17 protein-coding genes and 1 riboswitch are annotated in these 24,020 nt (G+C 67.5%); of the genes, 11 read left to right on the top strand and 6 right to left on the bottom strand.

The window, feature by feature from the left end; all coding sequences use genetic code 11:
- Positions 1-7: 7 nt before the first annotated feature.
- Positions 8-2,104, bottom strand: a complete 2,097-nt coding sequence (locus AB4Z00_RS23570) for a transglycosylase domain-containing protein (RefSeq protein ID WP_132269364.1) — start codon at positions 2,102-2,104, stop codon at positions 8-10.
- 324 nt (positions 2,105-2,428) lie between these two features.
- Between AB4Z00_RS23570 and AB4Z00_RS23575 the strand changes: the two genes are divergently transcribed.
- From AB4Z00_RS23575 to AB4Z00_RS23600, 6 genes are read left to right on the top strand one after another with little or no spacing between them, the layout of a single operon-like run.
- Positions 2,429-3,916 (top strand): aspartate aminotransferase family protein, encoded by a 1,488-nt coding sequence (locus AB4Z00_RS23575; protein ID WP_132269362.1) that lies wholly within the window; start codon positions 2,429-2,431, stop codon positions 3,914-3,916.
- 4 nt (positions 3,917-3,920) lie between these two features.
- Entirely contained in the window at positions 3,921-5,513 is a 1,593-nt protein-coding gene (locus tag AB4Z00_RS23580; RefSeq protein ID WP_442047453.1) for a glycosyltransferase family 39 protein, read from the top strand.
- A 40-nt stretch (positions 5,514-5,553) separates the two neighbouring features.
- A complete protein-coding gene (locus AB4Z00_RS23585; RefSeq protein ID WP_207913092.1) occupies positions 5,554-6,594 on the top strand; it encodes a UbiA family prenyltransferase in 1,041 nt (346 codons plus the stop codon).
- Positions 6,595-6,607: 13 nt separating this feature from the next.
- A complete protein-coding gene (locus AB4Z00_RS23590; RefSeq protein ID WP_165921520.1) occupies positions 6,608-7,303 on the top strand; it encodes an HAD family hydrolase in 696 nt (231 codons plus the stop codon).
- Positions 7,296-7,694, top strand: coding sequence for a hypothetical protein (locus AB4Z00_RS23595; protein ID WP_442047454.1), 399 nt, complete (start codon positions 7,296-7,298; stop codon positions 7,692-7,694). The genes AB4Z00_RS23590 and AB4Z00_RS23595 overlap by 8 nt, the downstream gene beginning before the upstream one ends.
- Positions 7,691-9,157: a GMC family oxidoreductase gene (locus AB4Z00_RS23600; RefSeq protein WP_314468474.1), complete on the top strand. Its 1,467-nt coding sequence runs from the start codon at positions 7,691-7,693 to the stop codon at positions 9,155-9,157. Before AB4Z00_RS23595 ends, AB4Z00_RS23600 begins: the two co-directional genes overlap by 4 nt.
- A 163-nt stretch (positions 9,158-9,320) precedes the next feature.
- On the opposite strand, the gene AB4Z00_RS23605 is transcribed toward AB4Z00_RS23600, so the two are convergent.
- From AB4Z00_RS23605 to AB4Z00_RS23615, 3 genes are read right to left on the bottom strand one after another with little or no spacing between them, the layout of a single operon-like run.
- Complete coding sequence (locus AB4Z00_RS23605; protein WP_314468476.1) at positions 9,321-10,358, bottom strand: lysylphosphatidylglycerol synthase transmembrane domain-containing protein; 1,038 nt, start codon at positions 10,356-10,358, stop codon at positions 9,321-9,323.
- Positions 10,359-10,360: 2 nt separating this feature from the next.
- Positions 10,361-11,023, bottom strand: coding sequence for a response regulator (locus tag AB4Z00_RS23610; RefSeq protein WP_132269350.1), 663 nt, complete (start codon positions 11,021-11,023; stop codon positions 10,361-10,363).
- Complete coding sequence (locus AB4Z00_RS23615) at positions 11,020-12,675, bottom strand: sensor histidine kinase (protein WP_134096140.1); 1,656 nt, start codon at positions 12,673-12,675, stop codon at positions 11,020-11,022. The genes AB4Z00_RS23610 and AB4Z00_RS23615 overlap by 4 nt, the downstream gene beginning before the upstream one ends.
- Before the next feature lie 178 nt (positions 12,676-12,853).
- A riboswitch (SAM-I-IV-variant riboswitch) is annotated at positions 12,854-12,965 on the top strand.
- Between the two features lie 65 nt (positions 12,966-13,030).
- On the opposite strand from AB4Z00_RS23615, the gene AB4Z00_RS23620 reads away from it, so the two are divergent.
- The 5 genes from AB4Z00_RS23620 (at position 13,031) to AB4Z00_RS23640 (ending at position 20,920) form a co-directional block, all read left to right on the top strand.
- Complete coding sequence (locus AB4Z00_RS23620) at positions 13,031-14,158, top strand: threonine aldolase family protein (protein ID WP_442047455.1); 1,128 nt, start codon at positions 13,031-13,033, stop codon at positions 14,156-14,158.
- Positions 14,159-14,212: 54 nt separating this feature from the next.
- Entirely contained in the window at positions 14,213-15,547 is a 1,335-nt protein-coding gene (locus tag AB4Z00_RS23625; protein ID WP_442047456.1) for an alpha/beta fold hydrolase, read from the top strand.
- A 185-nt stretch (positions 15,548-15,732) separates the two neighbouring features.
- Positions 15,733-18,267 carry a PepSY domain-containing protein gene (locus AB4Z00_RS23630; protein WP_442047457.1) on the top strand — a complete coding sequence of 845 codons (2,535 nt, stop codon included), beginning with the start codon at positions 15,733-15,735 and terminating at the stop codon, positions 18,265-18,267.
- 247 nt (positions 18,268-18,514) lie between these two features.
- Positions 18,515-20,176, top strand: coding sequence for a YbaL family putative K(+) efflux transporter (gene ybaL / locus AB4Z00_RS23635; RefSeq protein ID WP_442047458.1), 1,662 nt, complete (start codon positions 18,515-18,517; stop codon positions 20,174-20,176).
- 216 nt (positions 20,177-20,392) lie between these two features.
- Complete coding sequence (locus tag AB4Z00_RS23640; protein ID WP_442047459.1) at positions 20,393-20,920, top strand: hypothetical protein; 528 nt, start codon at positions 20,393-20,395, stop codon at positions 20,918-20,920.
- A gap of 35 nt (positions 20,921-20,955) precedes the next feature.
- Here AB4Z00_RS23640 and AB4Z00_RS23645 read toward each other — a convergent pair whose 3' ends face one another.
- On the bottom strand, positions 20,956-22,173 hold the full coding sequence (locus AB4Z00_RS23645; RefSeq protein ID WP_431567852.1) for an HlyD family type I secretion periplasmic adaptor subunit: 1,218 nt from the start codon (positions 22,171-22,173) through the stop codon (positions 20,956-20,958).
- A complete protein-coding gene (locus AB4Z00_RS23650; protein ID WP_442047492.1) occupies positions 22,170-24,017 on the bottom strand; it encodes a type I secretion system permease/ATPase in 1,848 nt (615 codons plus the stop codon). Before AB4Z00_RS23650 ends, AB4Z00_RS23645 begins: the two co-directional genes overlap by 4 nt.
- Positions 24,018-24,020: the final 3 nt, after the last annotated feature.

A 24,020-nucleotide genomic window follows, 5' to 3' on the forward strand; every position in this document is an offset into this window, starting at 1 on the left:
GAATGCCTCAGGGCTGCGGCGAAGGTCGGGCCTGCGGCGGCGGCGGAGGCGGCGGCGACACGATCTGCTCGATCACCTTGCGCCCGTCGATCTGCAGCCCGTTCTGGTCCAGCTTCACATCGACCGGCGCGCCGTTGATCTGGGTCGAAAGCACCGCCTTGCCCTGTTCGACGCGCAGATTGGCATCGCCCAGCGGAATATCGCCGAGATCGGGCACGTCGAGCGGCTGGACCGGGCCTTCCGGATCGGGGCTCTCGGTCGCGCGCGGACGGGGCGCAGCGCGCTCGCCCAGGGCCTGCTGCATGAAGTCGCGCCAGATGCGCGCGGGGATGGTACCGCCGGAAACCCCCTTGAGCGGCGTATTGTCGTCATTCCCCACCCACACGCCGACCACGAGGTCCTTGGCATAGCCAACGAACAGCGCATCGCGGTTTTCCTGGCTGGTCCCGGTCTTGCCGTAGTTCGCCGCCTGGAGCCGCGCCCCGCGCCCGGTACCGCGATTGACGGCGCCGCGCAGCAGGGTCTCCATGTTCTCGTGGACATCGCTGGACAGGCTGCGGCGGCCGCTGATCAGCCCGTCGAACCAGCCTTCCTCCTTGGACTTGAACGCCGTGGGCACGACCGGGAAACGGTTGCCCGCGACACCCGCGTAAGCGGCGGTCAGTTCCATGAGGTTCATGCTGGAGGTACCCAGCGCCAGGCTGGGATCGCCATGGGGCAGCGGCGCAGTGACGCCCAGCTTGCGGGCCATGTCGATCACCGCCTTGTCGCCCACTTTCTGGAACAGGCGCACGGCGGCGACATTGCTGGAATGGGCGAAGGCATCGGCCAGCGTGATCGTCTTCGAATAGGCCCCGCCCGCGTTCTGGGGGCGGTAGTAGCCGATCTCGAACGGGGTGTTCTCGATGGTATCCTCGGGCTTCCACCCATCGTTCAGCGCGGCCAGGTAGACGAAGAGCTTGAAGGTGGAGCCCGGCTGCCTCTGTGCCTGGGTCACGCGGTTGAACGGCGACTTGGCGTAGTCCCTGCCGCCGACCATCGCCACCACTTCACCGTTCGGACGCATCGCCACGAGCGCAACTTGCGCGTTGCCGAGCGGCGCGCCTTCGATGGCGCGGCGCGCCGCGGCCTGGAGGCGCGAATCGAGCGTGGTCTTGTAAGTCTGCGCGGCATAGCTCGCCTCGTCGATTCCGCGCGCCTGCGGCAGCGCCCAGTCGGCGAAGTACGTGCCGGTCGGCAGGTCGTTGCGCGAGCGCACGTCGAGCCGCGGCGGACGCGTGGCGCGGGCTTGCGCGGGCGTCATGTAGCCGGCATCGACCATGGCCAGAAGCACCACTTTCATGCGCTTTTCGGCCAGGTCGTAATTGTTGGTGGGCGCCAGGCGAGAGGGCGCCTTCATCAGACCGGCCAGCATGGCCGACTGCGCCGGCGTCAGGCTTTCCGGCTTGCGGTGGAAATAGTGGAGCGAGGCGGCGCGAAGCCCATAGGTGTTGTCACCGAAGTAGGCGTTCGAAAGGTAGCGTTCGAGGATCTCGTCCTTGGTGAGCCAGGCTTCCAGCCAGAACGCGATCAGCACTTCCCGCGCCTTGCGGGTGAGGCTGCGTTCGGAGGTGAGGAACGTGAACTTGGCCAGCTGCTGAGTGATCGTGCTGCCGCCCTGGGTGCTGCCGCCGCTGACGTTGCTCCACAAGGCGCGGGCGATCCCGCGCGGGTCGATGCCCCAATGGCTGTAGAAGCGGCGGTCCTCGATGGCGATGAAGGCCTGGGTGACGTGGATCGGCAGCTTCTTCACTTCGACCGGCGCGTCGACGATGGCGCCGTTGCGGGCGATCGGCGTGCCGTCCGCGGCCAGCAGGGTGATCTGCGGCGGCGAGATCGGCTGCAGCGATTTCGACATGGGCGCGGTCACGGCCAGCCAGCCGATCGTCACGATGAAGAGCATGAGCAGCGCCGCCACCCCGCGCGAGAACCACCACCAGCGAGAGCGGCGCCTTCGCGGCTTGCCTTCGGGCGGCGGAGGCGGGTTCGGGGAATGAGGGGAAAGGTCGCCCTGAGCGGGTCCGCCTTCCGGCAGACTGTCCAGGTTATCCAACGTCAAGGCCATGGTTTTCGGCTTCGCCTGCATTTCCCGTGTATCGGGCCCACCCCGGGCCGGATTCCGCCAATACGGGGTTCCGTGCCGCGTTGCGAGGCAATTGTTGTCGCAAAATCGACAAACCGCAGACCCGGCCCGATGACCATCGCGCCGGCCATGCTCTCGTTTACGCAGTCCCCGGGTCATCGGTCCTACCCAGCAGGGATAGGCCTTCGCTCTGCCGGGTTAGAGCGCGCGGCCCGGCCGGGCATTCGGTAGTATATGGTCCTGTAGATACATTCCGCCCTCACCCTCCGGTAGCGTCTTCCCATTCGCTTGAAGGAGGGAACGAGCGTGACGGCACTTGCAAAGATAGAAGCCCCGAGCCGCGAAGACCGGCAGAACCGCGGCCTGCTGACCCTGGACCAGAGCCTTGCGCTCGACAGCGAGTCCGCGATGGGCCTCTACGCCGCCCACCTCAACAAATACATGCTCCAGGTCTTCGACATCCTGGGCCTGGCGCAGATGGACATCGAAAGCGCGCAGGGCGCCGAGATCACCTTGCGCGACGGGCGCAGGATCCTCGATTACTCGGGCGGTTTCGGCGTGCTGGGGCTGGGCCACAACCACCCCCGCATCATCGCCGCAGAGCGCCGCTGCCACGATCTCAAGGTGCTGGACTGCATCAAGATCGCCCCGCACAAGCTGCAGGGCGCGCTGGCCTACAACATCTCCCGCTTCCTGCCGGAACCGCTCGACGTCTCGTTCCTCGCCGTCTCCGGCACCGAGGCCAACGAAGCGGCGATGAAGATCTGCGAGCGCGTGCAAACGCCCAAGGGCAAGACCAAGTTCCTCTGCTTCAAGGGTGCCTTCCACGGCAAGACTCACGGCCCGCTCTCGCTCACCACGGCTACCGACGTGCAGAGCGGCTTCATCATGGGCGTGCCGAAGGAGAACGTGGTCTTCGCGACGTATGGCGACATCGCCTCGGTGCGCGAGGCGATCGCCCGCGAGAAGGCCGATATCGGTAAATCCGGCAGCGGCAACCGCATCATCGCCGGGATCATCGAGACGATCCGCGGCACGTCCTGCCACGTTCCCGATCCCGGCTTCCTCACGGAATTCGCGCAAGTCTGCCGCGAGAACGACATCCTGACGATCTTCGACGAAGTGAAGGTCGGCATGGGACGCACCGGTAAGTTCTGCGCCTTCCAGCACGAGGACGTGGTGCCCGACGTCGTCACGCTCGCCAAGACGCTGGGCGGCGGCAAGCGCGAGCTGGGCGCCATGGTCACTTCGCAGGCGCTGTTCGACAAGGCCTATGGCAACAAGAACGACTGCAACCTGCACAGCTCCAGCTTCAGCGGCATGGGCGAGACCTGCGCCGTCGGCATCGAGACGCTCAACGTGCTGGAGGACGAACGCCTGATCGAGCGCGCCGCCCGCATGGGTGAATATCTGCGCGCCGGGCTGGAGCGCCTGCGCGAGAAGTACCCGCGCAAGATCGTGTCGCTGCGCGGCAAGGGCTGCTTCCAGGCCATCGAGCTGAACTTCGGCCAGCAACTGGCTGAAAAGGCGATCGATATCCGCAAGAACCCGCTTTTCGTCACTTACGAGACGGTCCTGATCGGGGCGATGGCCCGCGAACTCTACGAGCGCCACGGCATCCTGGTGCACTTCCAGCCCGGCGCCCGCGACCTGCTGCATTTCATGCCGCCCTACATCGTTTCCGAAGCGCAGATCGATGCCCTGGTCGATGCCCTCGACGATGTGCTGGGCCGCGGCGTGGCCGATGCCACGGTGCGCTTCGTGGTCAAGAACATCAAGCGCGTGCTGGGCTGACGCCATGGCCACTCCCGCCGACAGGCTCACCCCCGCCCCGCGCAGCTTCACCGCTCCGCATGTCTCCGCCGCCGCTCCGGGCGGATGGATCGCCTGCGCCGCGATCCTGGTCCTCTCGCTGGTGCTGTTCCAGCTCAACGTCCATCACGGCATGGTCGTCACGCCGGACAGCACCCGCTACATGGGGATCAGCCCGATCCCCTACGACGCGCCGGTCTATCACTGGATGCTGGTGCTGCCCCATGCCCTGGGCATGCCGCTGCTGACGGCAGCCAGCGCCTGGGCGCTGGTCACCCTGGTGGCCAACGTGATCCTGATCTTCGCGCTGATCCGGCGCACGGCCGCAGACTGGCGCTATGCCGCCATCGGCACCGCGCTCATCGCATTGGCGCCGCAGTTCGTTTCGCTTCACGCTGCGGTGATCTCCGAGCCCCCGTTCATCACGTTCGTCCTGCTGACCCTGTGGTTCACGCTGGACTATTTCGAACGCGGCGCCCGGCGCGATCTCCTGATCGCCTCGCTGATGCTGGGCATGGCCACGCTTACCCGCTTCACCGCCCCGCCGATCGGCGCCGCCGTGGTCCTGGTGATCCTGGCGAACCCGCGACTGCCCTTCGGACGCCGGATCGCCGACAGTGCCCTGTTCGCCATTCCCGGCGCCGCGCTGTTCTTCGTCTGGGTCGTCGCCAGCACGCTGACGGTCGGCCATTCGATCGGGCGCGAACTGCGCTTCTACGGCAACATGGGTCCGGCACAGTGGTGGGCGAACCTGGAGACGACGGCCGCCTGGCTCCTGCCCGACGCCGTGCCGCTGGCCCTTCGCGTGCTGCTGCTCGTCGCCGTGCTCGGCTTCGCCGGCTGGCAGTTCGCCCGCCAGCTCGCCGCCTGGCGCCGCGTTCGCCCCGATGCGACCCCGCGCGATGGGGGCTGCGACCCGCGCCTGGCGTTCTCGCTGATGCTCGGCCTGTCCTTCGTCGGCTACCTGGCTTTCGTCTGGCTCTCCACGGCGCTGGAAGCGAACCTGCAGTTCGTCGGCCGCTACGGTTTTCCGGCCTATGTCATGCTGGTCATGATGGTCACCGCGCAGGCCAGCGGCCTCGACCAGCGCCTCGGCGGCCTGCGGACGATCTGGCTGACCCTTGCCGCCCTCGCCGCGCTGGTCCTCGTCGGCCACACGGTCCGCACTTCGGCCCGCACGTATCAGGTGTACCGCGAGGGCATCGGCTTCCTCAGCCTCGAATGGCGCGCCTCGCCGACCATCGCCGCCGTCGAAGGGCTCCCGGGCAATGCCTCGCTCTTTTCCAACGGCCCCGAAGTGGTCGCCCTGCTCACCCAGCGCAGCGCCCAGATCGTGCCGCAGGAACGCCTGCTGCGCACCAACAGGCCCGATCCGGCCAACCCGCCCGAAGCCCAGCTTGCCCGCATCCGGGCCCAGGCGGACGCGGGCCTGCCGGTCTACGTGGTGTGCTTCGACCGGATCGACTGGCGCTTCTACCTCGCCAGCGAAGAGCGCCTGAAGCGCGACCTCTCGCTAGAACCTGCCGGCGCCTTCGCCGACGGCCGCATCTACCGCGTCAAAGCCACCCTGCATCCGTGAATGCCCCAAGTTCACCCCTCCGTTCCAGGAGAATCCGGAAATGAACACATCTGAAATGAGGGGGCCTGAAATTGCGGGACCCACCACGAAGGGCGCCGCATCGCGCAACCGGAAGACCGCGCGCCTGCGCGACTACCTGAGCCTTGCCCGCTTCGATCACGCCACCAAGCACGTCTTCGTGATCCCGGGCCTGATCCTGGCCTATGCGCTGCGCGAACCTTCGCTGCTGGACGCCCCGGCGCGGATCGTGATCGGCTTCGTGGTGGCGATCGCCATCGCCTCGGCCAACTATATCATCAACGAGTGGCTGGACCGCGAATCCGATGCCCACCATCCCAGCAAGCACCACCGCACCGCGGTGTCGCTGCAGCTCTCCCCGGCGCTGGTCTACCTGCAATACACGGTCTTCGCGGCCTTCGGCCTGGCCCTGGCGACCTCGCTGGGCAGCGCCTTCTTTACCGTGGCGGTCGTGTTTTTGGTCTCCGGCATCGTCTACAACGTGCGCCCGCTGCGCTCCAAGGACCGGCCGTTCCTGGACGTGGTCTCGGAATCGGTGAACAACCCCATCCGCCTGACCCTGGGCTGGCTGATGATGGACCCCTCCAGCATGCCGCCCGCCAGCCTCCTGCTGGCCTACTGGGCCGGCGGCGCGTTCCTGATGGGCTCCAAGCGCCTTTCCGAATATCGCGACATCACCGCCATGGTGGGGATCGAGACGCTGACCCGCTACCGCAAGTCCTTCGCCGGCTATACGGCGGAAAGCCTGGTGGTGAGCTGCCTGGTCTATGCCATGCTCTCCTCGTTCTTCCTGGGCGTGTTCCTCATCAAGTACCGCGTGGAATACATCCTGGCCTTCCCGTTCATCGCCGGGCTGTTCGGCTGCTACCTCTGGCTTTCGATGCTGCGCGACTCCATCGCCCAGCGGCCTGAGCGCATGTTCCGCTCGCGCCGCCTGATGACCACGCTGGGCATCACCGTGGGTGTGCTGCTGCTGCTCTCCTTCGTCGACCTGCCCAGCCTCACCGCGCTTTCCAACCGCAGCTTCACGCCGGTGGACATGCTGCCCGGCCACGGCAAGTAAGGGAGTGGAAACCGTGACCGACGTGGCCTGGAGCAAGGTGCGGCTCGTGGTGTTCGACCTCGACGGTACGCTCTACGACCAACCGCCGCTCCGCCGCGCGATGGCGCTGGAACTGGTCAAGCACAGCCTTCGCCGCCGCAGCCTGCGCACGGTGGAGACGCTGCGGGCCTTCCGCCAGATCCGCGAACTGCTGGGCGAGGTTCAGGGGGACGACTTCAACAACGAGCAGTTCCGCCTCACCGCGCGGCGTTGCGGCTGCTCGGAAGGCGAGGTCCGCGCGCTTGTCGAGGAGTGGATCGAGCGCCGCCCGCTGGCCTTGCTGCCGCGCTACAAGGCGCGCGGGATCGACGGCCTGTTCTCGGCCCTGAGGGCGACCGGGCGGCGGATCGCGGTCTGGTCGGACTATCCCGTGAACGACAAGCTCGCCGCGCTCGGCCTCAAGGCGGACCACGTCATCTGGTCCGGAGACCGCGGTATCGGCCGGCTCAAGCCCGATCCCACCGGCTTGCTGGCCCTGCTGGAAGAGGCCGAAGTCACGGCGGAGGAAACGCTGGTCATCGGCGACCGGCAGGACCGCGACGCCGCCGGTGCCGCCGCGATCGGCGTGCCCTCGCTGATCCGCAGCGCCCGTTCCAGCGGCGATGCCCTGTTCCGTCGTTTCGACGATCCCCCGTTCGCACCCATCCTTGCGGAGGCCCGCCATGTCTGACCGAACCCGGCGCCATACCGACGCGGTCGCGCGCTGCGTGACGGCCATCGTCGATGTCCTGATCGACGAATCCCGCCCGGACCTGCCCGCGCCGGAGCGCGGCCTGGTGGCGGACTATGTGCGCGCAACCCTGGCCAGCATGCCGGACTATTTCCGCATCGGCTTCCGCGCGCTGGCCCTGGCTTTCGACGTGGCGGCGCTGCCGGCCCACGGGCAGCGCTTCTCGCGCCTCGGCGCGGCGGAGCGACAGGCCCATCTCGCCGCCTGGCGCCGGTCCCGCATCGGCTTTCGCCGTTCGATGATCGCTTTCTACACGACTTTCGCCTGCTACGGCCTCTATTCGCTGCCCAATGCCGCGAACAGTGCGCAGGCGGCGAGGATCGCGGCATGAAGGGGGCTGTCAACGGCGCCAGACACGGCTCGGGCGAGATCGAGACCGAGATCCTCGTCATCGGATCCGGCCCCGGCGGCGCGGTGAGCGGAACGCTCTTCGCCGAAGCCGGACGGGACGTGACCATGGTGGAGGAAGGCGATCATCTCGCCCTCGAAGCAGCGCCCCACTTCTCGCGCGAGGAAATGCTCCTCAAGTACCGCAATGCCGGTGTCGGCGTGGCGCTGGGGCGGCACAAGCTGGCCTGGGTGGAGGGCCGCTGCGTGGGCGGCGGGAGCGAGGTCAATCGCGGCCTCTATCACCGCACCCCCGGCTATGTCTTCGACGACTGGCGGCGGCGCTTCGCGGTGCACAGTCTGGACCTGGCGGAAATGACGCCGCATTTCGCGGCCTGCGAGGCCGTCGCTCGGGTGGAATACGCCGGTAGTGCCGCCTCCGACATGTCGCGCCGCCTCCAGCAGGGCGCCCAGGCGCAAGGCTGGCTGGCGATCGAGGCGCCGCGCCTCTACCGCTACGACCATGACCATGGGCGCGGCGTGAAGCAATCGATGTCGGCCACATTCGTGCGCCGCTTCCTGGAGGCCGGCGGCGCGCTGCTTCCGGCAACCCGCATCGCCCGGCTCCGCCGCATGAACGGCCACTGGATCGCCGAGGGCACGCGCCGCGGCGAGGATGGCAGTCGGCGCGCGGTCACCTTCCGCGCGAAGACGGTGGTGGTCGCCTGCGGCGCGGTCCAGACGCCCGCCCTGCTGCGCCGCTCGGGGATCACGAAAAACGTCGGCGACAGCCTGCGCTTTCATCCCATGGTCAAAGTCGTCGCCGAATTCGACCGCGACGTGAACCATCCCGGAGACTTCGACCCGGTCCACCAGGTCAAGGAATTCGAGCCGCGCTTCGGCATGGGCTGCTCCATCAGCACGCCGGCCATGCTCGGCGTCGCGCTGTCGGGGCGGCCCGGCCACTGGGACCTGGTGGCGGAGCGCTGGCGGCGCATGGGTATATATTACGTCCAGTCCGGCGGCGGCGAGGCGAGCGTTCGCAACCTGCCCGGCTTCGAGGATCCCATCGTGCGGGTGCGCTTCTCGCAAGGCGATCTCTCGGTGCTGGGCGAAGGCCTGCGCCGGCTGTGCGAGGCGCTGTTCGCGGCGGGTGCGCAGCGGATCTATCCCTGTCTCGCAGGCTATCCGGACCTGCATTCCCCGGCGGACCTTGCCGGCCTGCCCGAACTGCTTCAGGCCAGCGACGGCAACGTCACGTCGGTCCACGTCTTCTCGTCCTGCCCGATGGGCGAGGACGACCGGCGCACCGCGGCCAATTCCTTCGGCAAGGTTCACGGCACCGACGGCCTCTACATCAACGACGCCTCGCTGCTCTGCGGGCCCACTTCGGTCAACCCGCAAGGCACGGTCATGGCCGTCGCCCATCGCAATGCCACCGAGGCGCTGACCCGCCGGTTCCACTGAACGGGTGAGGTGCGGGCCGGGTCGGCCCGCACCGACGCCTTTTGCCGCGGCGCCAAAGGCCAGCCGCGCTCTATCCCTCCATCATCGGGAATCCGACAAGAAGCAGCGTCCTGCCCGCGGGCCTTCCGGTGTCCCGGCGCATGCCTCACGCTGCGGCGCAAGCCTAGCCGGCCTGGCCCGCCTTCATGACCAGCAGCGGAGACTCCCGCCGCATCGATACCAGCCAGCCCAGCGCGAACAGCGCGGTGGGCAGCCAGAGCAGCAGATGGGCCAGCAGGATCGTCGCCGTCGCCTGCTCGGCATCGACGCCGACGGCGCGGTAGGAAAGCATGCCGAAGAATTCGTAGGACCCGAAATGGCCCGGCAACGCGGGCACCAGCGTGCCCAAAGTCGAGAATGCAAAGGCCACCAGCGGTTTCAATGCGCCGCCCACCTCGCCGCCCAGGCTCACCCAGGCACCGAGCATGACGAGGCTTTCCAGCAGCCACAGCGCGAAGGACAGCAGGACCATGCCCAGGATGCGGCGCGGATCGCCGGTGCCGCGCACGGCCCCCGCCACCGAGCGGGCGGTCTGGGCAATGCGGGCCACCAGAGACACGGGAAACGTGCGTTCGGCCCATCCGGCCACCGCCTCGATCGCGCCGGGCGACAGCAGAACGAGCAGGCTCGCCCCTACCGCCACTAACAGCACGAGGCGAAACTGCGCCACGATCTCGGCCGGCAAGGCCGTGTCGACCAGAAGCAGCGCCAGCCCGGCGACCATCAGGATCGAGACGAGATCGAGCACGCGCTCCACCACCATGGCGCCGAGCACATGGCCCATCGGCAGCGAGAAGCTGCGGTGGAACCAGTAGACGCGGAACACGTCGCCGAGGCGGAACGGCAGGATATCGCTGATCCCGAAGCTGGCGACGAAAGGCGCAACGCTCGGCCCGAACGGCACTTGCCGCCCGCCCGGATCGAGCAGGACGCGAAACCGCCAGGCGCGGAGCAGGAAATCGAGCCCATAGGCAAGCAGCGCCAGCACCAGCGGCGGCCAGCTCGCCCGCGCCAGCAAGGCGCCCACGGCCGCCATGTCCACCGAAGTCCAGAGCAGCCCCAGGAACACCGCACCAACCAGGGCGCCGAGCCAGAAGCGCAGTTGTCCGCCGCCCTTTTTGCTGCCGGCGTCGCCCTCCGCTCCTGCCGCTGCCCGGTCCATGGTCAGCCGTTGTCGCTGATCTGGGACTGATACTTGACGAAAAGCGTGGCCAGGGTGGTGCGGCTGGAAATGTCGAGCTTGCGGTAGATGTTGTGCAGGTGGATGCTCACCGTGCCTTCGGTCGATCCCACCATCCCGGCGATGGCCTTGTTCGAGAAGCCCCGGCAGACCAGCGCGCTGATCTCCTTTTCGCGCGGCGTCAGGCTGGCGATCTCGCCGCCGATATCGACGCCGCCGCCGCGCTTGGCCTTGGCCACGAGGTCTTCGGGCAGCCACTTGCGGCCGGCCATGACCTCATGCAGGCAATCCAGCAGCGAATCCGAGGCATAGTCCTTCAGCAGCAAGCCCCAGACGCCAAGCCCGATGGCCTCGGCGATTTGCCTTCCGGTCATCGTGGCCGAGAGGAATATGACCCGCACAGGCCAGCCGTTCTCGCGAATGGCACGCAGGATCGCCAGTCCGCCGACATCGGGCATCGACACGTCGAGCACGGCGACTTCGGGCCGCTTGTCGCGGATCACCGCCAAGGCGCGCGTACCGCTGCCCGTCGCTTCCACCAGTTCGACTTCGCGGGTCGCCTGGAGCAGGTCGGCCAGCCCGCGCAGCAGCAGCGGATGGTCGTCGGCAACCAGGACCCGGCAGGTCTTGAGGTTCACGACGCTCATGCCGCCTCGTCCAGCGGGATGACCATCGTGACGCGCAGCCCGTCGGCACTGTCATTGAGCGCGATCGAGCCGCCGAGCTGCATGGCGCGGCTGCGGAGCGAAACCGGGCCGATCCCGTTCGCCGCCGGTCCCAGCCCGCGCCCGTTGTCCACCACGCCGAGTTCGAGCGCGCTGCCAACGCGCCGCGCTTCCAGTGCGACGCGGGTGGCGGACCCGTGGCGCACGGCATTGGCCGTCGCCTCGGAGAACAGCGCGATCACTTCCTCCACCAGGTTGCGCGGCAAGTGGGTGGAACGGCCGTGCCAGTCGAACGCGACGGTGACGCCCCATTTCTTCTCCAGCAGGTCCGCCTGGCGGCGCAAGTCCGCCACCATATCGGTGGGCTGGTCCGCATAGACGTCGCGCTGTTCCTCCACGAAGCGGCGAATGCGCCGCTGCTGCTCGGTGACGAGTTCCTCGATCGCCTTGAGGTCCTGCGCCACCTCGGGTTCGCGGGCGGCCAGGCTGCGCAGTTTCAGACTGGTCGCCGTGAGATCCTGGAGCACGCTGTCGTGCAGGTCCTGCCCCAAGCGGCTGCGCTCCTCGGCACGGGCACTGTCGGCGCGCCGTGCCACAAGCTCGACGTGCTCCAGCTCGGAACCGGTGCGCGCGGCGATGATCTCGGTCAGGGCCAGGGCATCTTCGGGGCGGCCGTCCGGGTCCACCACGATCATCGCGCCGCGAAAGCGCAGGCCCGAAAAGCCGGAGCGCACGGCGTAGTCGTGCGGCAGGGGGCGCGGCAATCCCAGCGCATCGAGCGCCAGCGTCAATCCGGACATTTCTGCGGGGCTGACGAGGCTGGCGCGGGTGCGGTCCATGAAGTCCAGCCGCGCCTCGGCGAAGACGCTGCGGAACGTCGCCGGGTCGAGCGGCAGCAGGCGCAGGCCTTCCTTGCGCCAGTGGGCGATGAACCCGGTCGGCTCGTCCTGCTCGCGCCAGATGAGGATCAGGCTTTCGCAGCCGGTGATCGCGCCGGAATGGCCGCAGAGTTCCGCCAGCCAGCCGCGCCGGTCGCCGACGCCCGCATCCATCGGCCAGCCGGCCAGGCGCGCCAGCCGTTCGCGGCTGCTCTCGCGGTAGGCGCCGAAATAGCCGAGCATCACCGCGCAGACCAGGAAGTAGACGGTGCGGATAATCAGCACGTTCAGTTCCGATTCCCCGTCGAGGATGTCGGGAATGCCGATCGTGAACAGCACCACTTCCAGCATGACCGCGCCGATCATGGCGCCCATGAAGCCCCAGCGCACGGTCATCGCCAGCAAAGTGAAGGGCAGGAACGAGAAGAAGGGGCTGGTCAGTTCGTTGGTCAGGAATGCCAGCCAGCCGAGAATGGCGGTGTCCAGCACATGTACGAGGAAATGGACCGGACTGTCGACCGGCCGCCGGATCGGCACGGCCACCAGCACGATCGCCATGACGAGGTAGATCGCCAGCACGTCCTGCACTTCCGCGCGGTAGCGGCTGGGCTGGGTGGGGTCGAGATAGATGGCGATGACGGCGAAGATCGCCGTAATCAGCCGTCCATAGCTGATCAGCCGATTGGGATCGGTGATCAGCAAGGCATTGCGTGCCCGGCTGACGCCGGATGCCGTCGCGTCGAAAGTCCGCCCCATGTGTTCTTCGGTTCCTCGCGCCCGCGCGGCATAACGGCCGGAAGCGTAGGAAAAAGCTACGAAGCTGCCGCAATTTCGTCGAGTCAGACTTACTGCTGATCGGCCTGCGAAAAGGGATAAGTGTGCGGTCGAATCCGCAGAACCGGTTGACGAATTCGGGCGCTGGGCCTAGTCAGCGCCCCAGCATCAAGAGTCGGGATCGCGCCCGGCACCAACCTGCTCCCGAGCAAGGTGGTACCTTCGCAGACATGCGAAGGGATGTGGCCGGACCGGCAACAAACGGGTTTTCCAGCTGCATCGCCGTCGTTCCTTCCCGGCTCGCCCGAAGTCCATCGCGCGCCAGAAGGAAGACCGCATGTCCGAACAGTTCCCCTCAGGACCCACGCAGCAGTTCGCCAGCGACAACTATGCCGGCATCTGCCCGGAAGCGTGGAACGCCATGGAGCAGGCCAACCGCGGCTCCGCGACCGCTTATGGCGAAGACGAATGGACCCGCCGCGCCGCCGACGCCTTCCGCGACCTTTTCGCCACCGACTGCGACGTCTATTTCGCCTTCAACGGCACGGCCGCCAATTCGCTGGCGCTGGCCGCGCTGTGCCAGTCCTACCACTCGGTGATCTGCTCGTCCTCGGCCCATGTCGAGACGGACGAGTGCGGCGCGCCGGAGTTCTTCTCCAACGGCTCCAAGCTGCTCGTCGCCCAAAGCGCTGACGGCAAGCTGACCCCCGCCGCCATCCGCGGCCTGGCGACCGGCCGCTCGGACATCCACTTCCCCAAGCCCCGCGTCGTCACGATCACCCAGCCCACCGAAACCGGGCAGGTCTATACCGTGGCCGAGATCGAGGCGATTTCCGCCACCTGCCGCGAACTCGGGCTGAAGCTGCACATGGACGGCGCCCGTTTCGCCCATGCCTGCGCCGCCCTGGACTGCGCGCCGGCGCAGATCACCTGGCAGGCCGGCGTGGACGTGCTCTGCTTCGGCGGCACCAAGAACGGCATGGCGGCGGGCGAGGCGGTGATCTTCTTCGACCACGCCCTGTCCGAGGACTTCGCCTATCGCTGCAAGCAGGCGGGCCAGCTCGCCTCGAAGATGCGCTACCTTTCGGCGCCGTGGATCGGCGTGCTGGAAACCGGCGCCTGGCTGGGCAATGCCCGCCACGCCAATGCCTGCGCCCGCCGGCTGGCCGGCGCCGTCACCGGGATCGAAGGACTGGATCTCATCTTCCCGGTGGAGGCCAATGCCGTGTTCCTGGCCGCGCCCGAGCCGGTGCTGGACGGGCTGCGCGCCCGGGGATGGCGTTTCTACACGTTCATCGGCGGCGGTGCGCGGTTCATGTTCGCCTGGGATGCCGACCCCGCCCAAGTCGACCGTCTCGCCGCCGACGTGATCGCGCTGGCGCGGGAAAGCACCCTCGTGCCGCAAGGTTCGGGGATCGCGAATTTTCAGAGAAGCTCTGAGGAATTGGCAGTAAACACCGCATAACTTGCATGTTACGATCGCCCTTTGTGACGAGACGGGGGGCGATCCTTGGCAGAAGTGCGCAAAACGGCAGTCATTCTCGTCCACGGCATCGGCGAGCAGCGGCCGATGGACACGCTCTGGAGCTTCATCGACGCGGCATGGTCGAAAGACCGCTCGCTCGTCGCGGGCTATGACAATACCGTCTACTCCAAGCCCGACGTCACTTCGGACAATTTCGAGCTGCGCCGGGTGACGACGCGTTACTTCGACCCGCCGGATCCCCGCCGCGTCGATTTCTTCGAGTATTACTGGGCGCACATGATGATCGGCAACRCGGTGGCCGGGATCGGCCGCTGGATCGCCTCCCTGTTCTTCCGCAGCCCGCAGAGCATTCCGCGCGCCTACCTGCCCTACTGGATCGCGGGTTGGCTGGTGGGCCTGGCGATCACCATCGCCATCGTCGCCTGGCAGCTCCTGTCCGGCGACGAAGCGGATCACCGCCTCTGGTGGACGCTGCTGCCCGGCCTGATCGGCCCCGCGCTCACGAGCGTGATCGTGGGCATGCTGGTGCCCTATGTCGGCGACGCGGCACGCTACTTGCGCGCGGAGCCGGACAATGTCGAAGCCCGTCAGCGGATCCGGGCCGGCGGCGTCGAGCTGCTGCGCAAGCTGACCGAAAGCGGCGAGTACGACCGGATCGTGCTGGTCGGCCACAGCCTCGGCTCAGTGATCGCCTATGACATCCTGACCCAGGCCTGGGCGCAGCTCGATCCGCTTCGCCTCCAGGCGCTCCATGCCGCCGGCTCGCCCCTGTTGGAACGACTGACCGCGCTGGAGAAGGCCGGGGCGGTACTCGAAGCGGCCCGGCGCGGCGGCGATTCTGCCCTGGAGGAAACCGCCCTGCCCGCCTGGCGCAATGCCCAGCGCGCCTATCGCCGCGCCCTGGCCGGTGTGCCGGAAGCCCCCTGGCTGGTGAGCGACCTGGTGACGCTCGGCTCGCCGCTGGGCAAGGCGGACCTGCTGCTGGCCGATGATGCCGCCGCCTTCGAGCGCCGAAAGAACCGGCGCGAATTTCCCGTCGACCCGCCGCTCTTCGAATATTGGAGCGAGCGGAACCGGCAGTTCTCCTATCCCGAAGGCAAAGGCGCGCGTATCCCCCATCACGCAGCGCCTTTCGCGCCGACCGTCTGGACAAACCACTGGTTTCCCACCTCGTTGCTGGTTCTGGGAGATCCCATCTCCGGCCCGGTGGCGCGCCATTTCGGCGCCGGCGTGAAGGACGTGAAGCTACCGGGCAAGCGCCTGCGCTTCCAGCACCTGGACTACTGGACGCGAACGCCCGCGCAAGAGACCACCCCGGCCGTCGAGGCCCTGCGACAGGCGCTCAACCTCCGCGACCTGGACGAATAGCGCTCGCCCCGTCGATCCCGCAAACGTGTGAAATCCCCATTGCTATTGCGATTGTATCTCATTAGCGGAGCAAATAGAGGGGAAGCTGGCGAAAGTTCGGGATGCTTATCGGCACCTGCTTTCCAGGGTAACGGTGAGTGGCGCCACCAGATTTTTGGAAAGCGATCAGGGTGACGCGGCAAGTATTGTTCCAAATTCACTGGTTCCTCGGAATCACGGCCGGCTTCGTGCTGGCAGTCATGGGTTTGACCGGCGCCACGCTGAGTTTCGAGAACGAGATCATGCGCGCCCTCAGCCCGGGCATCGTCACGCTCTCCCACGCCACCGGCCCCGCCCTCTCGCCCGACGAAGTGATCGCCCGCGCCGCCGCCCAGCGCCCCGGCCAGGCCGTGGAGCGTTTGAACGTGGAGAGCGATCCCGCCGCGGCCTGGACCGTCCAGTTCGCGGCCCGGGAAGGTGAGCGGCGCGGCGAGCGCAGCTATGTCGACCCGCATAGTGGCATGCTGCTGGGCCAGGCGACCGGCGCGGGCTTCTTCCGCACGATCGAGAACCTGCACCGCTGGCTGGCCCTGCCCGGCGGCCCCAATGGCATCGGCCGCCAGATCACGGCCTTCTCGGCGATCTCGCTGGTGTTCTTCGCCATTTCCGGTCTCTATTTGCGCTGGCCGCGTCGCACGTTCGACTGGCGGGCCTGGCTCGTGCTCGATCTCAGGAAGAGCGGCCGCAATCTCTATCGCGCGCTCCATGCCGTCATCGGCGGCTGGGTGGCCCTGGTCTATCTGCTCAGCGCCATGACCGGCCTCTGGTGGTCMTACGACTGGTACCGCCAGGGCGTGCTCTACACCCTCACCGGCAAGACCAGCCGCGAGGAAGGCGGACACGGCGGCGCAAAGCCCGACCATGCCGAGGACCCCGCAGCCCCGCCGCGCCTCCTGCGCGCCTGGCCCACCGTGATGACCGCCATGGACGGCCGCTACAGCTCCATTTCCGTCACGCTGCCAGAAGGGCACGAACCCGCGACGTTCCGGGTCCTGCTGGCCGATGCCCGCCACGACCGCATGACCGACGATCTCAAGGTGGACCTTGCGACGGGCAAGCTCGTCAAGGCGGACCGCTATGCCGACCGCAATCTCGGCAAGGTCATCACCACCAGCATGTACGAGCTGCACCGCGGCGCCTTCTTCGGCATCGGCGGACGCATCCTGCTCCTGCTGACCAGCCTGACGATGCCCCTGTTCACCGTCACCGGCCTGCTGCTCTATCTCGCCCGCCGCAAGCGCAAACGCGCCCTGGCGGAAGTGGCCGAAGCGGCGGCGAGCCAGCCCGCAGGCAACCCCGGCGCCGCGGGCGGGATCGGCGACATGCTGATCGCCTTCGCCAGCCAGACCGGCGGCGCCGAGCGTCTCGCCCGGCAGACCGCCTCGGCACTGGGCGGCGCGCGCGTGCTGCCGCTTTCGGCCGTGGACGAAGGCGTGCTCTCCGAAGTCGACCGCGCGCTCTTCGTGGTCAGCACGTATGGTGAAGGCGAACCGCCGGACCCGGCGCGCCGCTTCGCGCGCCAGACCATGGCGACGCCTCCCGGCGCCGATCATCTCGAATATGCCGTGCTGGCGCTGGGTGACCGCGAATATCCCGAGTTCTGCGCCTTCGGCCATTCGGTAGACCGCTGGCTCCATGCCGGCGGCGCCCGCCGCCTGTTCGACATGATCGAGGTCGACGGTGACGACACCGACGCCCAGCGCCAGTGGCAGCAGCAGCTCGCCGCGCTCGGCGCCGAGCCGGACATGCCGGACTGGGAACCTGCCGCCTATTCCCGCTGGCGGCTGGCCTACCGGCGCCGGCTCAACGCCGGAAGTGCCGGCGGCCCCGCCTTCCTCGTCAGTCTGGAGCCCTGCGACGGCAGCGCTGCCTGGCAGGCCGGCGACATTGCCGAAGTGCTCCCCGGCGCCAACGATCCCGCCCGCGTCGCGGCCTATCTGGCTCACTGCGGCCTGGCCGGGTCGGAGATGGCGAGGGGCCAGCCGCTGGCCCACCACCTCGCCCTGGCGCTGATTCCCGACCATCCCGTCGCCACTGCAGAGGAACTTCTGGCGGCGCTGCGCCCGCTGCCTCACCGCGAATATTCGATTGCATCGATCCCGGCGGACGGCCGCCTCGACCTGCTGATCCGGCAAGTCGAACGAACCGACGGCACCCTGGGACTGGGCTCGGGCTGGCTAACGCATTTCGCCCCGCTCGGCAGCGAAATCGCCCTGCGGCTGCGCGGCAATGAAGGGTTCCACGCGCCCGTGGCCGGCCCTGCCGGACCGCGGCGGATGATCCTGATCGGCAACGGGACGGGCCTTGCCGGGCTGCGCGGCCATTTGCGCGCTTCCGAAGCGGCTGGGCGCGGCGGTCACTGGCTGCTGTTCGGTGAGCGCAATCGCGATCACGACGCCCTGCTGCCTGACGAGATCGAGCACTGGCTGGCACGCGGCACCCTCACCCGGCTCGACCGCGCCTGGTCACGCGATGCCGACTGCGGGCGCTACGTCCAGCACCTCTGCGCCGAGGCCGAAGCCGACTTGCGCGATTGGGTGGAGAACGGCGCGGCGATCATGGTCTGCGGCAGCCTTCAGGGCATGGCCCCCGCCGTCGACGCCGCATTGCGCGCGGCGCTTGGCGACGAGCGCCTGGAAGGGATGGCCGAAGCCGGGCTCTACCGCCGCGACATCTATTGAGGCCCCGGCCCGGAGAAACATTCCGAAACGCGTGGGACACCAACAGGAAGCCGGTTCCTGAGCAATATGCGGTTCGTCAACGCAAGCGGAAAGGAACCGGCGATGGTCCGTAGGCGTAACATGGCTCCGGGGTGGCTGCTGCCGCTCCTGCTGGTCGGATCGATGGTCGCGGCCGCAATCGCCGTCGCTTTCGTCTCGACCGTGGAGTGAAGGATTCGCCGGTGGTGAAACACGCCAGGAGTCCCGATTGCCCCATAGTACGCCTCTCGTCGCAACGGTCGTCGCCGGTCTGGTCGCCGCCTTCGCGATGGGCGCTCTTGCCCACCGGCTGAGGATATCGCCGGTCGCCGGCTATCTCTTCGCCGGAGTGCTGGTCGGCCCCTTCACGCCGGGCGTCGTGGCGGACAGCGCGCTGGCGAACGAACTGGCGGAGTTGGGCGTGATCCTGCTGATGTTCGGCGTCGGCCTGCACTTTTCCGTCCGCGACCTGCTCTCGGTCCGCAAGATTGCCGTGCCCGGTGCCGTGCTCCAGATCGCCTTCGCCACCGCGCTGGGAGCGGGGCTGGCGACCTGGCTCGGTTGGAACCTTGCCGGCGGCCTGGTGTTCGGCCTTGCGCTGTCGGTGGCCAGTACCGTGGTGCTGCTGAGAGCGATGCAGGTCGGCAAGCTGATGGACACCGAACGCGGCCGCATCGCGGTCGGCTGGCTGATCGTCGAGGATCTGGCCATGGTCCTCGTTCTCGTGCTGCTGCCCGCGCTCGCCGGCCTGGCCAACGGACGCGCGCAATCGGGCATGGAACTGGCGTGGATGATCGGCCTGACCCTGGCGAAAGTCGGCGGCTTCATCGCACTCATGCTGATCGTCGGCAAGCGGGTGATCCCGGCCGCGCTGCACTGGGCCGCCCATACCGGCTCGCGTGAGCTGTTCCGCCTCGCGGTCCTGGCGATCGCACTGGGCGTCGCGTTCGGAGCGGCCTACGTCTTCGACGTCTCCTTCGCGCTGGGCGCCTTCTTCGCCGGCATGGTCATGGGCGAGAAGCAGCTCAGCCGCCGCGCCGCCGAAGAGACTTTGCCGCTGCGCGACGCTTTCGCCGTACTGTTCTTCGTCTCGGTCGGCATGTTGTTCGACCCGGCGGTGGTGGTGGAGCATGGCGGCGCGGTTCTGGCCACGGTGCTGATCGTCATCCTCGGCAAATCCCTGGCCGCCATCGCCATCGTGCGGTTCTTCGGCCACTCGCTGCATACCGCGCTGACGGTCGCCGCCGGTCTCGCCCAGATCGGCGAGTTCTCCTTCATGCTGGCCGCGCTGGGCGTCAAACTTGGCGTCCTGCCCGAAGAGGGGCGCGACCTCATCCTGGCCGGTGCGATCTTCTCGATCTTCGCCAATCCCCTGCTCTTCCGCTGGCTGGCCGGGCGGCACAGCATCGTCAAGTCCGTGGCCGCGTCGGAGAGTGCAAGACGCGCGCCGTCCGCAGCCGGAGAGCGCGTGGTGCTGGTCGGCTACGGCCGGGTCGGACGGCTGGTGGCGGAAGGCATCTCCGGCGAGGCCCGCCAGATGGTCATCGTGGAAGAACGCGCCGACCTGGCCCGTTCGGCGCGGGAGATCGGCCATGAGGTGGTGGAGGGAAATGCCTCCAGCATGGATATTCTCGAAGAAGCGGGCATCGGCGAAGCCACGCGGTTGATGATCGCCATACCGGAAGGTTTCGAAGCCGGCGTGATCGCCCAGCATGCCCGTCAGCGAAATCCCGACATCCAGATCCTCGCTCGGGCGCATTCCGACGAGGAGGTCGATCACCTCGAAAAGATCGGCGCGGACCATGTCGTGATGGGTGAACGCGAGATCGCCCGCCGCCTGCTGGAGCTTCTGCAATCGTCGCGGCGCCAGGGCAGCGGCGAGCCCGCCTGAATGCGGCGCCAGTTCCTCCATTTGGCTGATCGCTGGGCGGGAATGGTGAATTTCTCCTAAGCTATCCGAAGCGGCCCTGCAAAAGCGTGTTAGCTGCCGGCGCCATACGGCGTAGCGCTTCGAAAATCTGGTGAGGGCGGGCCATCCTCAAGAGCGGCTTAACAGCCCGCGACGTTCCTGTACTTTCATGACTGGGGCGGAATGCGGAGATAAGTCATGGAAAAGCCCAAAATCTTCAATGGACCGGAAGGAGAGAGCGATCGCCGCTCGTTCCTGACCGCCTGCGGTAAATATTCGCTGCTGGTGCCGCCAACCATGACCATGCTCCTGTCCACGACACTAACTTCGCCCGCCATCGCCAAGTCCGGCGGACATGCCGGCGGCGGAAACGGCGGCGGTGGAGCCGGCGGTGGCGGTGGCGGCGGGGGAGGAGCCGGGGGCGGTGGCGGAGGTGGTGGCGGCGGAGGTGGTGGCGGCGGAGCCGGTGGAGGCGGCGGCGCGGGCGGTCCCGTCGCCCGCGTGGACGACATCTGCAACACAGGCGAATCCTCGACCGAGACACTCGGAGACCGCACCCAGCTTGCCGCCAATCAGGATCTGGAGGTCCGCGCGCGGACGTGGAAAGCCACATGCTGCAGCGATCCGGAACCGAAGGCGCGCAGCCGTCCTTTCCTTGCCCGGGTGCAAGCCAAGTTCGGCAAGGCGCCGGGCCGGGTTCCCAATTCGTCCTGCCAGCGCGTCTGACAGGATGATTGCTACCTGAGCAGGCCCGGCGTTTTCTAGCGTTCGCGCATCGCTTCAGCTGCCTTGTTGATGGGCTTCATGAGGTACTGCAGGATCGTCTTCCGCCCGGTCCTGATCTCCACGGTCGACACCATGCCGGGCATGATCGCGTATTCATGGCCGTTCTTGGCGCGCAAGGTCGAACGCTGGGTCCGCACATAGACACGGTAATAGACCTGATCGCGATGGACCTCGTCCTGGAGCGTATCGGGGGAAATGCGATCGACCGTCCCGGCCAGGGTGCCGTAGATCGAGGGATCGTATGCGGTGATCTTCACCGTCGCAGGCTGCCCCGGACGGATGAAGGCGATGTCCCTCGGCTGCACGCGGGATTCGATCAGGAGCTGGTCCTCCAACGGCACGATTTCCATCAGCGAACCGCCCGGCTGGATCACGCCGCCGATGGTGGTCACTTCTAGGTTCTTCACGATGCCGCGAACGGGTGAATAGAGGATCGTGCGGTCCAACTGGTCGCGGCGACCGCCGATGACCTGGGTGACCTGGTCCAGTTCCGCCCGCGCTTTCGCATAGTCCGCGCTGGCATCGATGACGTATTGGTTGCGCATTGAATCGAGCTTGGCCTGTATCTCGTTCTCCTGCCGGCGAAGCTGGATGATCTCCACCTGGTTCGCAGCGCCCAGATCGACGAGCGGCTCGGTCATGGCCAGCTGGCGGCGGGTCAGGGCCAGAGACTGCCGCATGCTGGCCGTCGCGACATCAAGGTTCTGGCGCCGCGATCGCATCAGCTCCAGCTCGCGCGCCATGAGACCGGGGGTATCCTTGACCGACGCGGGAAAGTTGGGACTGCCACCGCTGATTTCAGCCTCCAGCCGCGCGGCGGTCGCCTCCAGCGCCCGCGCTTTCGCCTCCGCCTCGCCCAGCATCGAACTGAAGCGCGCGCGGTCAAGCGTGGCGAGCTTTTCATGGGGGCGGACAATATCGCCTTCATGCACGAAGATGCCGTTGACGATCCCGCCCTCAAGGCTCTGGATCACCTGCGAGCGCGACGGCGGCGTGACTTTGCCGGAACCGACCGTCACTTCGTCCAGCACGCCGAAATAGCTCCAGACCAGGAAGGCTAGGATGCCCACCGAGAGGATCGGGATGATCCGCAGCCGCCCCACGGTTCGCAGCCACCGGCTGTCTTCCTCTCCGCGCAGGCCCTCGAGCAGGCCGCCGCCGGCAATCGCGCTTGTGGGGTTACCGGCGGTCATACCTGCTTCTCCCTGATCCCGGCCGGTCCGGCCAGGGCGCCGAGCACTTTCTCCTTCGGCCCATCCAGCGCGATGCGGCCGGAGTCTATGACGACGATACGGTCGACCAGTTCGAGCAGACCCGGCCGATTGGTGGTGACCACCAGCGTGCGGCCGCGCAGCCATTGCCCAAGGTTGGCGACGAGCGCCCGCTCGCTGATGTCGTCGAGCGGGGCGGAAGGCTCGTCGAGCAGGAGGATGTTGCTATTGCGCAGCAGGGCGCGGGTCAGGAGCAACGTCTGCCTTTGCCCGCCAGACAGCCCGGCGCCGCCCTCCTGCAGCAGCAGGTCGAGACCTTGCGGCTGGTTCTGCACGAGCGGCAGCCCCCCGGTGACGGCCAGAGCGTGGAGGATCTGTTCGTCGTTCACGCCCGGCGCGCCGATCAGCAGGTTTTCGCGGATGGTGCCCAGGAAGAGCTGCGCGCCCTGCCCCAGATAGGCCGTGTCGCGGCGGACATCGACGGGGTTGATAAGCGTCAGGTTCGTCCCGTCCAGGAGCACTTCGCCGCTGGTCGGCCAGGCGAGGCCCGACAGCAAGCGGAGCAGCGTGGACTTGCCCGCCCCGATCCGGCCGAGGAATGCCACGCGCTCCCCGGCGCGGATCGACAGACGCTCCACTTTCAGTGCAAGCGGGCCATCGGGATCGTAAGCGTATGTCAAATCCTTGATTTCATAGTAGCCGTTGAGCGTCGCCCGGCGCAGCAGGCCGCGCTCGGGATCGTGGTCCACCGGCTTGTCGAACAGATCCTCCAACCCGGTCATCGCCACTTTGGCATTCTGCCAGCGGGTGAATATCTGCCCGAACGGCACGAACAGGACCAGTGCGCGGCTGGTGAGGATCGAACAGGCGATCAGCGCGCCCATCGTCATGTCGCCTTCCATGACCTTGAAGGCGCCCGCCACGACGACGGCCGTATAGGCGAGTTGCTGAAGCGTCTGCGTCCAGTTGACGAAAAGCGCGGAAAGGAAGCGCTGTTCGGCACCGACACGGGTGCCGGCAAGGGTCAGGCGTTCCCAAAGCGACTGGAAACGGGCTTCGGCCTGTGCCGACTTGATCTCGTCGATCCGTTCGATCGATTCGACCAGGATCGCGTTGCGCAGCGCCCCTTCCCGCATGCCTTCGGTGGCGAGACGGGCCAGCGGGCGCTGAAGCAGCAGTCCCGGCAGCAGGATCAGGACAGCCGCGCCGATCAGCACGAAGGTCAATTGTCCCGCCAGGAAGGCGAAGAGCACCAGGAACAGCAGGATGAACGGCAGGTCGATCATCGCCGAAACGGTGGTGGACGTCAGCATTTCGCGTATCTGCTCGACATCGCGCAACTGGGCGATCAGCGCGCCGGTCGAGCGCGGACGGGCATCGTTGCGGATGTCCAGCGCGCGGGCGAAAATGCGCGAGGAAATGGCGATGTCGGCGCGCCGGCCGATGCGGTCCACCAGTTGGACGCGCGCCGTGCGCAGCAACAGTTCCAGGAACAGCGCCAGCCCGGTCCCCAGCGCCAGCACCCATAGCGTGGGGACGGACTGGGCCGGGATCACCCGGTCCCACACCTGCATGGCGAAGAGCGAGGTCGCGAACGTGAGGAGATTGCCGAAGACCGAGCCGAGCACAACTTCGCCATAGCCGCGCCGGTCGGCCATGATGATGTCCCACAGCCAGGACCGCGAAGGTGCCCGCAGGAATTCGTCCAGCCGGGCGTCGCGCGAACGCGTGGAGAGCGGCTCCACGAAACCGACGCGGCCGGTGGTGCGGCCGCGGAACGCGTCGAGCGACAGTTCCACGGGCGCATCGTGCCGCATTCCGGGCATGGA

Source organism: Novosphingobium sp. YAF33, from assembly GCF_052113265.1.
Taxonomy (GTDB): Bacteria; Pseudomonadota; Alphaproteobacteria; order Sphingomonadales; family Sphingomonadaceae; genus Novosphingobium.